Here is a 12798-nt window from a genome sequence, read left to right on the forward strand (position 1 = left end):
GCTACTGCTTCGCCTTGATCAGACCTTGCTGGATCCACACGCCCGAGGGCAGGACACCGGTGCCCATCCGCAGGATGGAGTCGTCGTGCGGCCAGCCGGTGAAGCGGCTGTTGTTGACGAACTGGGTGTTGACGTAGTCCCAGAGCTGGATGACCGGGAGGTCCTGGTTGGCGGCCTTGGCGAGCTGGGCCATGATCGGCTTGGCGGCCTGCTCGTCGGAGGAGTTCAGCTTGGCGGTCAGCTCACCGGGGTTGATCTTCTCGCCGTCGACCTCGATCTCCTCGGGGCCGCCCATCCAGTTGCCGTTCTTGCCGGGCGCGGAGTGCTGCACCTTGCCGGCCACGTTCGCCCAGCCGTTGGAGGCGCCGTAGAGGCGCTGGAAGATGTCGTACGGCGCGGGGCCGAGCGCCATCAGCCAGAAGCCGACGTCGTACTTGCCGGCGGCCAGCTCCTCCAGGTAGAGCGGGTAGTCGGCGGTCGTCACGACCTCGGCGTCCACGCCGGCCTTGACGAGCTGGCTCTTGATGTTCTCCTGCGCCGACAGCCAGTCGGAGAAGCCGGCGGGCGCGTGCATGGAGACCTTCCACGCCGAGCCGTCGGCCAGCGCCCACTTGCCGTCCTTCTTGACCAGGCCGGCCTGCTTGAACTCCTCCTCGGCCTTGGCCACGTCCACCTTGTACGGCTCCAGCGACGGCAGCGTGTCCGGGATCCAGGCCTGGGCGGCCTTCTGGTGGATGCCGCTCGTCGTGACGGCGGCGGTGCCGCCCTCGGGCGAGGCGACCTGCGTGACCTGCTCGCGGTCGATGAGGTAGGCGAGGCCGCGGCGCACGTGGACGTTGTCGTACGGCTTCTTGGTCTGGTTGAAGGCCATGCTCACCGCGACCGGCGAGTAGCCCTTGATGACCTCGTTGCCGTTGGCCGACTTGATCCGGTTCATCACGTCGGTCGGCGCGGCGGTGAAGCCGGCGTGGTCGAGCTTGCCGGCGATGAGGTAGTTCCAGATCTGCTCGTTGCCGGTGTAGTTGAGGAACTTCACCTGCGCGGGGGCCACGTTCGCGGCGTTGTAGAAGTACTTGTTCTTGACCAGCAGCGCCTCGGAGGGGTTCACCCGCTCCAGCACGAACGGGCCGGCGGAGACGTCCTTCTCCGGGGCGAAGGCGATGATCTTCTCGCCCAGGCCGGTGATCTCCTCGCGGGCCTTCTCGGCGTCGGCGCCCTCGCCGCGGGCGGCCTTCAGCTTGTCCCAGAAGTCGGCCGGCAGCACGCTGCTCCACACGTGGGCGGGCAGTACGGTGGTGTCGAGCACGCCGCGCGCGAACTTCGGACTGGGGTTGGCCATGTCCTGCGTGATCTTCACGGTCTGCGGGTCCACCACGGTGACCTCGGCGGCCGCGCCCGCGGCGCCGGGGGTGACGGAGAAGGCCGTGCTGCCCTGCGTGTAGGCGATGCCGATGGACATCTTCACGTCGTCGGCGGTGACGGGCTTGCCGTCGGACCACTTGGCGTTCGGCTGCAGCTTCAGCGTGATCGCGGAGTTGTCAGGGGCGATCTCCCAGCTGGCCGCGATGCCGGGGAGAGCCTGGTTGGGATCGGTGAGGTGGTTCTTGACCCAGCCGAGCTTCATGGAGCTGTAGCCCGGGAAGGAGTTGCCTTTGGGGTTGTACGGGTTGGCCGGGGCGGATGCCTCCAGGCCCGGCCGGTTGACGTCGATGGTGGTGAACAGGCCACCACCGCCACCGCCCGCCGCGTCGCCGGACTTGTTGGTCGAACCACCGCTGCACGCCGCTGTCGCGGCGGCAAGGCCCAGCAACGTCACTACCGCTGCCAGTCGCTTCATTTGCCGCTCCGGGGGATGTCTCAAGGGATTGACCGGACCCTACGGTCGCCTCCGGAAAGCGTCAATAATCTCCAGAGACTGTGAGGTTAATGTAACTTTCCTTCATGAGTGTACGTAGTGACGCTAAGCGCCATCAAGTAAAGCTTTACGGGACGACCAGCACCGCCGCGCCGTTGACCTGGTCGTTCGCCAGATCCGCCAGCGCCCGGCCGGCCGCCTCCAGGGGATAGGGCACCGCCGAGACCCGCGGCGGGTGCGCCGTCGCCAGCTCCAGATACGCCCGCCCGTCGGCCCGCGTGTTGGCCGTCACGCTGCGCACCGTGCGCTCCTGGAACAGGTGCCGCTCGTAGTTCAGCGACGGGATGTCCGTCAGATGGATCCCGGCGATCGCCAGCGTGCCGCCCCGGTCCAGCGCTTCCAACGCCGGCGGCACGAGGTCGCCCACCGGCGCGAACAGGATGGCCGCGTCCAGCGGCTCGGGCGGCCGGTCGCCCGCCGAGGCCGCGCCCAGCTCCAGCGCCAGCCGGCGCGAGGCCGCCGACCTGGTCACCGCGTGCACGGTCGCGCCCCGCGCGATCGCCGCCTGCGCGGTCAGGTGCGCCGAGGCGCCGAAGCCGTAGATGCCGAGCCGCCCGCCCGGCGGCAGGTCGCAGCGGGCCAGCGCCCGGTAGCCGATGATCCCGGCGCACAGCAGCGGCGCCAGCCGCTCGGCGGGCACGTCGTCCGGCAGGTCGTAGACGTAGTCCTCGGGCGCCACCACGTACTCGGCGAAGCCGCCGTCGGCGTCCCAGCCCGTGTAGGCGGAGGCGGGGCACAGGTTCTCCATGCCCCGCCGGCAGTAGCGGCACGTGCCGCAGGTCGAGCGGAGCCAGGCCACGCCCACCCGGCGCCCGGTGCCCTCGACCCGGCCCACCACCTGGTGACCCGGCGTGGTGCGCGGGCGGCGGGGCGGCAGGTCGCCCTCGGCCAGGTGCAGGTCGGTCCGGCACACGCCGCACGCCTCCACCCGCACCAGCACCTCGCCGGGGCCCGGCTCGGGGACGTCCCGCTCGACCGGCTCCAGCGGGCCGGACGCGATCGGTCCCGGCTCGCGCACCACCCACGCTCTCATCCCGCGCCACCTCCTCCTGCGGTGTTACCTCCTTAGACGGCGTTCACTCGCATTCTCATGCGGCATCGAGCCGGGTCGCCGCGAGTGAGGCGTAGAGCGCGGCGCCGTCCGTGAGCACCGCGTCGTCGAAGCGCGCCTCGGGGGAGTGGTTGTAGGGGGCGGTGGCCGGGTCCAGGTCGGGCGGGCACGCGCCCAGGAACACGAACGCCCCCGGCACCCGCTCCAGCACGTACGAGAAGTCCTCCGACCCCATCACCGGCTGCGGGGCGACGAAGTAGCGCCCCGGGCCGAACAGCTCGTCGGCCGTCCTGCCCACGAACCCGGCCTCGTCCTGGTCGTTGACCGTCACCGGGTAGCCCATCCCGAACGACGTCTCGGCCGTCATGCCGTGCGCCGCCGCGATGCCCTCGACCAGCTCCACCAGCCGCCGCTTGACCAGCGCCCTGTTCTCCTTGCTGAACGTGCGCACCGTCGCCTCGAACCGGGCCTCGTCGGGGATCACGTTGTCGGCCGAGCCGCCGTGGAAGCTGCCCACCGTCACCACCACCGGGTCGAACACGTCGAACGTCCGGGTCACCATCGTCTGCAGCGCGGTCACCATCGCGCAGCCCGCCTGGATGGGGTCCAGCGCCCGGTGCGGGCTCGACCCGTGCCCGCCCCGGCCCTTGACCGTCACGCAGAACACGTCCGCCGCCGCCATGATCGGCCCCGGCCGGGAGGCGAACAGCGCGTTCGGCAGCATCGACGACACCACGTGCATCCCGTACGCGGCCACGGGCCGCTCGCCCGCCGCCTCCAGCACGCCCTCGTCGATCATGTACTTGGCGCCCTCGTGGCCCTCCTCGCCCGGCTGGAACATGAAGATCACGTCGCCGGCCAGCTCCTCGCGCCGCGCGCTCAGCAGGTGCGCCGCGCCCGCCAGCATCGCCGTGTGCAGGTCGTGGCCGCAGGCGTGCATCTGGCCGGGCAGCTGGGAGACGAAGGGCAGGTCGTTCTTCTCGGTCACCGGCAGCGCGTCCATGTCGCCGCGCAGCAGCACCGCGGGTCCCGGCCTGCCGCCGCGCAGCACGGCCGTCACCGAGCTGAGCGCCTCGCCGGTCCTGATCTCCAGCGGCAGCCCGTCCAGCGCCGCCAGCACCTTCTCCTGGGTGCGGGGGAGGTGGAGGCCGAGCTCCGGCGTGGTGTGGAGGGAGTGCCTGAGCTGTACGAGTTCGTCCCGCATGTCCTGTGCGGATTCCATGAACGACATGAGCACATTGTTCACGTACCGGCACGGAAGTCGACAAGATACGTCGGTACGATGGCCGGGTGACTCAGCGTAAGCGGATCGACTCCTGGCTGTCCGACATGGACGGCGTCCTCGTCCACGAGGGGCGGCCGGTTCCCGGGGCCGCCGAATTCATCAAGAAGCTCAGCGAATCCGGCAAGAAGTTCCGGGTGCTCACCAACAACTCGATCTACACGCAGCGCGACCTGTCCGTACGCCTGGCCGGGGCCGGGCTGACCGTGCCCGCCGAGTCCATCTGGACCTCCGCCCTCGCCACCGCCCAGTTCCTCGACGACCAGCGGCCGGGCGGGTCGGCGTACGTCATCGGCGAGGCCGGGCTCACCACCGCACTGCACGAGGTCGGCTACATCCTCACCGACCTCGACCCCGACTACGTCGTGCTCGGCGAGACCCGCACCTACAGCTTCACCCAGATCACCCGCGCCATCCGGCTCATCGAGAACGGCGCCCGCTTCATCGCCACCAACCCCGACCCCATCGGGCCGTCCACCGAGGGCTCGCTCCCGGCCTGCGGCGCCGTCGCCGCCCTCATCACCAAGGCCACCGGCGTCGCCCCCTACTTCGTCGGCAAGCCCAACCCCCGCATGATGCGCAGCGCGCTCAACGACATCGAGGCGCACAGCGAGACCACGGCGATGATCGGCGACCGCATGGACACCGACATCGTCTCCGGCATGGAGGCGGGCCTCTACACGATCCTCGTCCTCACCGGCGTCATGCAGCGCGAGCAGATCGACCGCTACCCCTACCGGCCGTCCCTCATCGTCGAATCGGTCGCCGACCTCATCGACCTCATCTGAATCGACCTCATCTGAACCTGACGGATCCCGACAGGTACGCCTGGCAGGCTGTGACGCCATGAACCGCGTTCACCTGGAGATCGGGCGCAAGAAGGTGTTCGCCTGCTCGCTCGACTGGCCCGGCTGGGCCCGTTCCGACAAGAGCGAGGAGGCGGCCCTCGACCGCCTGATGGACTACGAGGCCCGCTACCGCGTCGTCGCCGACCGGGCCGGCGTCCCGTTCCTGCCGGGGGAGCCGGAGGTGGTGGCCCGCGTGCCCGGCGACACCTCCACCGACTTCGGCGTCCCCGCGATCGTCGTCCCCGGCCTGGACCTGGAGCCGCTGCCCGCCGCCGACGCCAGGCGCCAGGTCGCGCTGATGCGCGCCGCCTGGGACCTGTTCGACGAGGTCGCGGGGGACGCCCCCGAAGAGCTGCGCAAGGGCCCGCGCGGCGGCGGGCGCGACCGCGACCGGATCGTGAGTCATGTGGTGGAGGCCGAACGCGCCTTCGCCCGCAAGGTGGACGTGCGACACAAGCCGTACAAGTCGGCCGCCGACCGCGACGCCCTGCGCCAGGAACTCACCGCCACCCTGTCCTCCGCCTGGCAGCCACCCCTCACCACCGCCTGGCCACCCCGCTACGCACTGCGCCGCGTCACCTGGCACGTCCTCGACCACCTCTGGGAGATCGAGGACCGCAAGTAGATCAGAAACCACTACGCAACGTCGCGACTCTCCCACTCTGTGCAATCATCGCCTGGCCCAGAAAGGGACCTGGCTAAACTACGTAGCCAGGTCCCACCAGTCACTGTAGGCATTGGAGGGGCTCGTGTACGTGGAATTCGAGATCGACGGCCTGAAGCGCCGGGTGGGCGACATCGAGAAGTTCCTGAAAACGGGGGGCATCGTGACGGACCACACCAAGGAACTCGACCGACACCTCAAGCTCTTCGAGCGCGTCGACGCCCGCACGGAGAAGATGCAGAAGGACATCACGCACCTCCGCAAGGACGTCACCACGATGCAAGGCGACATCACCCGCCTGCAAGGGGACGTCACTGAGATCAAGGGTGAGGTGTCCGAGCTCCGAGCCACTGTCACGAGCCTGGATGCGAGGGTCACCAGCCTGGACGCGAGGGTCACCGACCTGGATGCGAAGGTGACCCACCTGGATGACAAGGTAACCCGTCTGGATGACAAGGTGACGAAGCTGGACTCCAAGGTGGATCTGATCCTGGAGAAGTTGAGCGCGTAAGGCGGGGGAGCCCTCGGCCCGAAGGGGGCCGGGGGCTCCAGCATGTTCGACACGACGCGTCTGATGTGGGCAAAGCCGGTCTCGCGGAGGGGGCGTGCTGGCTACGATCGTCACAGAACGCGATCGGACGGACACAAGGACGCGAGGGAGAAGGCGGGCGTGGGTGGATGTGCAGACGGAGATTCTCGGCTTGAAGCTCCGTGTTGAGGACCTGGAGGCGGACCGCGACAGGTCGGCCGGCCCGTCGGCGGCCCGCCACGCGGAGCTGCTGCGCGAGATCAACGAACGGACCCGGGTCCTCCAGAAGGAGATAGCCGCCCTCCGCGGCCGCGTCGGCGAGGTCTGCCTGGAGATGGGCCAGGACCTCGCGGCCCTGCAGACCGAGGTCGAGGGCGTGCGCCGCGCGATGGTCCCGCCGTTCGTCCGGGTGTCCAGGAGCTCCGGCGACGAGATCCAGCTGCGCGTCGACATCGCCGAGGGGTTCGCGGAGGTGCGGGCCGAGATGGCCCAGGAGTTCGAGTCCGTACGTTCGGAGATGCTCGACCTCGGCATCAAGCTCGACCGGTTACTGGCCCGGGAGGACGACTGAACCGGACCGGGCCGGGCAAGGCAGGCATGGACACAATGGACATCGTGCACAAAAAGTCGCACCGAGTCATAGACGCCCACACTCTTTGACCGGTAGGTCCTTCAGGTAGCCTAACCTACGGTACCGTAACCTGAAGGAGAAGATCATATATGGCGATGACTCAGACGGAGCTGCTGCACGAGCTCGAGCCCGTCGTGGCCGTCGAGCTGGACCGCCACGAGAAGATGGCCAAGGAGTGGTTCCCGCACGAGTACATCCCGTGGAGCGAAGGCCGTGACTTCGACGGCATCTACGGGGGCGAGGCGTGGCAGGAGAGCGACTCGAAGATCCCCGAGGCCGCCCGTGTCTCCCTCATCGTCAACCTCCTGACCGAGGACAACCTGCCCAGCTACCACCACGAGATCGCCACCACGTTCGGCCGCGACGGCGCGTGGGGCACCTGGGTGCACCGCTGGACGGCCGAGGAGGACCGGCACGGCACCGCCATCCGCGACTACCTCACGGTGACCCGCGCGGTCGATCCCGTCGCGCTGGAGCGGGCCCGCATGCACCACATGGAGCAGGGCTTCGCCACCGAGTACGGCACCATGCTCCAGCAGCTCGCCTACGTCTCCTTCCAGGAGCTCGCGACCCGCATCGCCCACCGCAACACCGGCAGGGCCTCCGGCGACGAGGGCTGCGAGCGCCTGCTCGCCCGCATCGCCGCCGACGAGAACCTGCACATGCTCTTCTACCGCAACCTGCTCAAAGCGGCCTTCGAGCTCGACCCGGGCCAGACCATGCGCGCGGTGACCGACGTCGTCACGACGTTCCAGATGCCCGGCCAGGGCATGGAGGGCTTCACCCGCAAGGCCCTCATCATCGCCAACGAGGGCATCTACGACCTGCGCCTGCACCTCGACGACGTGCTCATGCCGGTGCTGCGGCAGTGGTCGGTGTTCGACAAGACCGGGCTCGGCCCCGAGGGGGAGGCGGCCCGCGACGAGCTGGCCGCGTTCCTGGACAGGACCGAGGCGACGGCCGCCAGGTTCGTCGAGCGCCGGGAGGAGCGTCGCGCCCGCGCCGCCGCCCGCCTCGGCTGACGGCCGTGACGCCGGCCCCGGTTTACGGCGGCCTCGGTTTACGGCGGCCTCGGTTGACGGCCGCCCCGGTTGACGCCGGCCTCGGCTGACGGTCGTTCCGGCCCACGGGTCGGGAAACGGTCGGCCCGTGGCGGGACGCGCGGGCCGGACGTGCCATGATCCTGCCCCATGGACGTCCTGGCCCAGTTGCTCATCGCCCTGTTCGCGTTACTGACGATCATCCTGCTCGCCCTGGCGGCGCAGCGGCTGCTGGGCGTCAGGTTCGGCGCGGTCCGCACGCTCGTGGCCGGGCTGGCCGCGTTCCTGCTGGCGCAGCCGCTGCTCGGTCCGCTGCTGACGGCGATGAACATCCCCGCGGACGGGCAGGTGCCGGACGCGGGCGCGCTGGGCGTCCTGCTGCTCGCCACGATGGCCATGGTGCTCATCCCCATGGTGCTGCTGGTGCTGGCCGAGGCGCTGGTCCCGCCCGGCTCGCTGCCGGGGCCGGTGGAGCTGCTGCGCTCGGTGCGGGGACGGGTCTCGCGGGCTCGCCGCTACTCGCAGATCACCAGGATCGCGATCAAGCACGGCCTCGGCCCCTACCTGCGCGGCCGGGGCGAGCGGCTGGAGGACCGCACGGGCAAGGTACGCCTGGCCAGGTCGCTGCGGGAGGCGCTGGACGAGGGCGGCGTCACGTTCGTCAAGCTCGGCCAGGTGCTGTCCACCCGGCGTGACCTGCTGCCCGCCGAGTTCGTCGAGGAGCTGGGGCGGCTGCAGGACCAGGTGGTCCCGGCGCCGTGGGCGCAGATCGAGCCGGTGCTGGTGGCGGAGCTGGGCGCGCCGGTAGAGGAGGTCTTCGCCGCCTTCGACCGTACGCCGCTGGCCGCCGCCTCCATCGGGCAGGTCCACGCCGCCCGGCTGCCCGGCGGCGAGGACGTCGTCGTCAAGGTACGCAGGCCGGGCATCGGAAGGGTGGTGGCCAAGGATCTCGACATCGTCCGGCGGCTGGCGGCCACGCTGGAGTCCCGCACCCGGTGGGGCCGTTCGCTGGGGCTGCGCGATCTCGCGGAGGGGTTCGCGGCGGCCATCCGCGAGGAGCTGGACTTCCGCGTGGAGGCCGCCAACATGGCCGCCGTCACCGCCCCCCAGCCGCCCGCCACCGCGGAGGGCGCCCCGCGCGTCCGGTACCCGGCGCCGATGACGGCGCTCTGCACCGAGCAGGTGCTGGTCATGCGGCGGCTGTCCGGGCGGCCGGTCACCGAGGCCGCGCCCGAGGACGGCCCGCGCCTGGCCCGCGACCTCCTGGACTGCCTGCTCCGCCAGATCCTCGTGGACGGCGTCTTCCACGCCGACCCGCACCCCGGCAACCTCATGCTGCTCGACGACGGCGCCCTGGGCCTGCTCGACTTCGGCTCGGTGGGCCGCCTGGACGCCGCGGTCCGCTCCGCCCTGCAACGCTTCCTGCTGGCCATGGACCGCCAGGACCCGCTCGGTGTCACCGACGCCCTGCTGGAGGTGGTGCCCCGCCCCGAGGACATCGACGAGGCCGCGCTGGAACGCGCGCTCGGCCAGTTCATGGCCCGCCATCTGGGGCCGGGCATGGACAGCGTCCAGATGTTCACCGACCTGTTCAGGATCGTCACGGCGTACGGGCTGTCCGTGCCGCCGGAGGTGGCGGCGGTCTTCCGCGCGCTGGCCACGCTGGAGGGCACGCTGGTACGCCTGTCGCCGGGCTTCGACCTCATCGGCGAGGCTCGCGCGTTCGCGGGCCGCCACATCGCCGAGCGGGCCGAGCCGGCCGCGGTGCGGGAGACGCTCACGCAGGAGCTGGCCGCGCTGCTGCCGATGCTGCGCCGCCTGCCGCGCCGGGTCGAGCGCATCGCCAGCGCCGCCGAGCACGGCCGGCTGGCGTTCAACGTGCGGCTGCTGGCCGACGAGCGCGACCGCCGCTACCTGACCGGGCTGCTGCACCAGGTGCTGCTGACGGTGCTCGGGGCCACGTCGGGCGTCATGGGGGTGATGCTGCTCGCCAACGACGGCGGGCCGCAGATCATGCCGGGGGCGACGCTGTACCACCTCATCGGCTACAACCTGCTGATGATCTCGGCGATCCTCACGTTGCGGGTGCTCGCGCCGATCTTCAGAAGACGTCCGGAATCCGAGGACTAACTCCCGCACCAGGGGTAGAGCTGCGGCGCGGAAACCACTCTTGACTCGGGCATGGTCTTGGACAACCTACGCATCGGGCAGGTTTCCGGTAACACCGGACCCCCTTGGGAGCAGAGGGTGAAAATCATCGGCATCGCCGCCGGCCTGCACGCCGGTTCCTTCGTCAACAGGCTGCTGGGAGCGGCGGGCGGTGAGTTGCCCGAGGACGTCGGATTCGAGGTGTGGTCCGGGTTGGGGGAGATGCCGCCGTACGAGCCGGGGCCGATGCCCGCGCCCGTGGGGGAGCTCATCCGGCTGATCCTGGCGGCGGACGCGGTGGTCGTGACGGCGCCCGAGCACAGCCTGCTGCCGGACGAGCTGATCGACACCCTCGACTGGCTGGCCGCGTCCGGGGTGCTGGCGGGCAGGCTGGTCGCGGTGATGAGCGCGAGCGCGCGGGCGTGCGGGGCGATGTGGGCCCAGGCGGAGCTGTACAAGAGGCTGCAGATCGCCGGGGCCGTGGTGACGGGCGCCGAGCTGGTGATCCTGCCCGGCCGCCGGCACTTCGACGAGGACGGCCGCCTCGCCGACCCGGTCCTGCGCGCGCAGGTGCGTGACGTGATCGGTCAGCTGTGCCTGGCCCAGCCGGCGCAGCCGGTCCTTGACGAGGTCATGGAGCCCGCGCTCGACCTGCGCGGTGAGCCCGCCCTCGGACTGCGCGAGCCCGTGCTCTCCCTCTGAACCCTTTCTCCTGAGAGCGCCGGCTCAGAGGCCGCGGCGCAGCCGTTTGATGTCCGAGCGCTGCTTCTTGGCGGCGATGCGGCGCTCGACGGAGCCCCGGCTGGGCTTGGTCGGGCGCCGCCGCTTCGGCGGCGGGGCGATGGCCTCGCGCAGCCGCTGGGCCAGCCGCTGTGTGGCGGCCTCCCGGTTCCTGAGCTGCGAACGGTACTCGGAGGCGGCGATCGTCACCGTGGCCGACCCCAGCCGGTCGAGCGCCCGCTGCTTGAGCGCGGGCGGCAGCGCCGTGCTCGCCGCCACGTCGAAGGTCAGCTCCACCCGGCTGTCGGTGGTGTTGACGCCCTGGCCGCCGGGCCCCGACGAACGCGAGAAGCGCCAGACGAGCTCGGCGTCGGGGATGACGACGGCGTCGTTGACGACCAGCGGGCCGGGCATGAGCGGAACTCCTGTCGGGATGGATCGTGGGTCCTTGACCGAGTGTCACCGTATCTGGATGACATATGCCGATTCCAACGGTATTTCCTTTGATACGCGCATGAGGGAGGCAGGAGTGGCGGTCATCGTCGGGGTGCACGGCATCGGCAAGTACGACTACTTCCAGGAGGCGGGGTCGGCCGCCGGGGCGGCGGAGGCCATGCGGTTGAAGTGGGACCGCTACCTGCACGCGGCCCTCGGCGGCAAGGGGGACGGACACTACTTCAGCGAGATCGCCTACTTCTCCCACCTGCTGCGGGACGGCGAGGCGCGGGCGCGCTCCCTGGCCGCCATGGACGCCCCCGCCCAGCAGGTCCTGCTGGAGTGGGCGCGCAACCGGGGGCTGGGCGAGCAGGTCACGGGCGCGCTCAGGGCGTTCACCGGATGGCTGCTCACCGCGCTCGACGCCCGGTCCACGGCCTTCGCCGAGCTCTTCGCGCCCGAGGTGGCGGCCTACCTCACCGACGCGGCCAGGCGCGAGCGGTGCCGGCAGGCCGTGGCCGAGACGGTCCGCCGCAACCGTCCCAAGGTGGTCATCGCGCACTCGCTCGGGAGCGTCGTCGCGTACGAGACCTTATGGGCCAACCCCGACCTGCGGATCGAGCTGCTGATCACCCTCGGCAGCCCGCTCGGCATGCGCAACGTCGTCTTCGAACGCCTGCTGCCCGCCCCCATCAACGGCCGCGGCGAGCGGCCGCCCGGCGTGGCCCGCTGGGTGAACATCGCCGACAAGGACGACATCGCCGCCATCCCGCCCGGCTTGGGCGGCTGCTTCACCGGCGTGGACGCCGAGGAGCTGGTCAACCTCGACTGGCTCGACTTCCACACGGCCGAGAAATACCTGGGCTGCCCCGCGCTCGACCCGCATCTGCGACCATTCCTGGCATGACCTGGATCGTGTTCGACTACGGCGGCGTGCTGTCGCTGCCCCAGCCCGAGGCCGACACCCTGGAGATGGCCCGCGCGATGAACGCCGACCCCGAGGCGTTCGTGACCGGCTACTGGCGGCACCGGCTGGACTTCGACCGGGCCGACCTGACCCCGCACGCCTACTGGGCGGCGGTGCTCGACCGGCCCGTCACCCACAGCGAGGTCGCCCGCCTGGTCGCCATGGACGTCGCCGGCTGGGCCCACCCCGACCAGGGCACCGTCGCGCTGCTCGGCGAGCTGCTGGCCGACGGCCGCGACGTGGCGCTGCTGTCCAACGCGCCGATCTGCCTCGGCGACGGCCTGGACGAGCTGCCGTGGATCGCCGCCATCGCACGCCGCTTCTACAGCGGCAGGATGGGCCTGGTGAAACCGGACCGGGAGATCTACGACGAGGTCGCCCGCGCGCTCGGCACCGAGCCGGCCGACGTCGTCTTCATCGACGACCGCCCCGAGAACGTCGAGGGCGCCGAACGCGCGGGCATGACCGGCCTGCTCTACACCGGTTCCGCCGACCTGCGCGCCGCCCTCGGGGCCGTGCTGGCCGCCTGAGGACGACCGTTGCTGTTCACCGGGCCTTGACTCCCCGG

Annotated in this window: 13 protein-coding genes; 9 read left to right on the plus strand and 4 right to left on the minus strand. The window is 70.7% G+C overall.

Annotated features, from left to right (window positions below):
- Position 1 precedes the first annotated feature (1 nt).
- The 3 genes from AC27IY_RS00830 to AC27IY_RS00840 form a co-directional block, all read right to left on the minus strand.
- The gene (locus tag AC27IY_RS00830) at positions 2 to 1837 is read right to left on the minus strand and encodes an ABC transporter substrate-binding protein (RefSeq protein WP_364456615.1); all 1836 of its coding nucleotides are present in this window, start codon (positions 1835 to 1837) and stop codon (positions 2 to 4) included.
- Positions 1838 to 1982: 145 nt separating this feature from the next.
- Positions 1983 to 2948 carry a zinc-dependent alcohol dehydrogenase family protein gene (locus AC27IY_RS00835; protein WP_487176771.1) on the minus strand — a complete coding sequence of 322 codons (966 nt, stop codon included), beginning with the start codon at positions 2946 to 2948 and terminating at the stop codon, positions 1983 to 1985.
- Positions 2949 to 3003: 55 nt separating this feature from the next.
- Positions 3004 to 4197, minus strand: coding sequence for a M20 metallopeptidase family protein (locus AC27IY_RS00840; protein WP_487176772.1), 1194 nt, complete (start codon positions 4195 to 4197; stop codon positions 3004 to 3006).
- A gap of 59 nt (positions 4198 to 4256) precedes the next feature.
- On the opposite strand from AC27IY_RS00840, the gene AC27IY_RS00845 reads away from it, so the two are divergent.
- From AC27IY_RS00845 to AC27IY_RS00875, 7 genes are all read left to right on the plus strand, one after another.
- Positions 4257 to 5036 carry an HAD-IIA family hydrolase gene (locus AC27IY_RS00845; protein WP_344205794.1) on the plus strand — a complete coding sequence of 260 codons (780 nt, stop codon included), beginning with the start codon at positions 4257 to 4259 and terminating at the stop codon, positions 5034 to 5036.
- Between the two features lie 58 nt (positions 5037 to 5094).
- On the plus strand, positions 5095 to 5721 hold the full coding sequence (locus AC27IY_RS00850) for a hypothetical protein (protein WP_449954684.1): 627 nt from the start codon (positions 5095 to 5097) through the stop codon (positions 5719 to 5721).
- Positions 5722 to 5851: 130 nt separating this feature from the next.
- Positions 5852 to 6271 (plus strand): hypothetical protein, encoded by a 420-nt coding sequence (locus AC27IY_RS00855; RefSeq protein WP_487176773.1) that lies wholly within the window; start codon positions 5852 to 5854, stop codon positions 6269 to 6271.
- A gap of 190 nt (positions 6272 to 6461) precedes the next feature.
- Complete coding sequence (locus tag AC27IY_RS00860) at positions 6462 to 6860, plus strand: hypothetical protein (protein ID WP_371252835.1); 399 nt, start codon at positions 6462 to 6464, stop codon at positions 6858 to 6860.
- A gap of 155 nt (positions 6861 to 7015) precedes the next feature.
- Positions 7016 to 7942: an acyl-ACP desaturase gene (locus AC27IY_RS00865; RefSeq protein WP_344205800.1), complete on the plus strand. Its 927-nt coding sequence runs from the start codon at positions 7016 to 7018 to the stop codon at positions 7940 to 7942.
- 168 nt (positions 7943 to 8110) lie between these two features.
- A complete protein-coding gene (locus AC27IY_RS00870) occupies positions 8111 to 10090 on the plus strand; it encodes an ABC1 kinase family protein (protein ID WP_364456603.1) in 1980 nt (659 codons plus the stop codon).
- Positions 10091 to 10207: 117 nt separating this feature from the next.
- Positions 10208 to 10810, plus strand: coding sequence for an NADPH-dependent FMN reductase (locus AC27IY_RS00875; RefSeq protein ID WP_423471945.1), 603 nt, complete (start codon positions 10208 to 10210; stop codon positions 10808 to 10810).
- 24 nt (positions 10811 to 10834) lie between these two features.
- Here AC27IY_RS00875 and arfB read toward each other — a convergent pair whose 3' ends face one another.
- Positions 10835 to 11242, minus strand: a complete 408-nt coding sequence (gene arfB / locus AC27IY_RS00880) for an alternative ribosome rescue aminoacyl-tRNA hydrolase ArfB (RefSeq protein ID WP_344205804.1) — start codon at positions 11240 to 11242, stop codon at positions 10835 to 10837.
- A gap of 100 nt (positions 11243 to 11342) precedes the next feature.
- On the opposite strand from arfB, the gene AC27IY_RS00885 reads away from it, so the two are divergent.
- On the plus strand, positions 11343 to 12170 hold the full coding sequence (locus tag AC27IY_RS00885) for a hypothetical protein (protein WP_371252832.1): 828 nt from the start codon (positions 11343 to 11345) through the stop codon (positions 12168 to 12170).
- On the plus strand, positions 12167 to 12760 hold the full coding sequence (locus tag AC27IY_RS00890; protein WP_487176774.1) for an HAD family hydrolase: 594 nt from the start codon (positions 12167 to 12169) through the stop codon (positions 12758 to 12760). Before AC27IY_RS00885 ends, AC27IY_RS00890 begins: the two co-directional genes overlap by 4 nt.
- The last annotated feature ends 38 nt before the right edge of the window (positions 12761 to 12798 follow it).

The sequence above is a fragment of the Nonomuraea sp. B208 genome (genome assembly GCF_057536035.1).

Bases quoted from the DNA above. Each gene is read 5' to 3' on its own strand.
- AC27IY_RS00865 (WP_344205800.1), top strand. From the start codon at position 7,016: ATGACTCAGACGGAGCTGCTGCACGAGCTCGAGCCCGTCGTGGCCGTC.
- AC27IY_RS00850 (WP_449954684.1), top strand. From the start codon at position 5,095: ATGAACCGCGTTCACCTGGAGATCGGGCGCAAGAAGGTGTTCGCCTGC.
- AC27IY_RS00890 (WP_487176774.1), top strand. From the start codon at position 12,167: ATGACCTGGATCGTGTTCGACTACGGCGGCGTGCTGTCGCTGCCCCAG.
- AC27IY_RS00830 (WP_364456615.1), bottom strand. From the start codon at position 1,837: ATGAAGCGACTGGCAGCGGTAGTGACGTTGCTGGGCCTTGCCGCCGCG.
- AC27IY_RS00870 (WP_364456603.1), top strand. From the start codon at position 8,111: ATGGACGTCCTGGCCCAGTTGCTCATCGCCCTGTTCGCGTTACTGACG.
- AC27IY_RS00885 (WP_371252832.1), top strand. From the start codon at position 11,343: ATGAGGGAGGCAGGAGTGGCGGTCATCGTCGGGGTGCACGGCATCGGC.
- arfB (WP_344205804.1), bottom strand. From the start codon at position 11,242: ATGCCCGGCCCGCTGGTCGTCAACGACGCCGTCGTCATCCCCGACGCC.
- AC27IY_RS00835 (WP_487176771.1), bottom strand. From the start codon at position 2,948: ATGAGAGCGTGGGTGGTGCGCGAGCCGGGACCGATCGCGTCCGGCCCG.
- AC27IY_RS00840 (WP_487176772.1), bottom strand. From the start codon at position 4,197: ATGTCGTTCATGGAATCCGCACAGGACATGCGGGACGAACTCGTACAG.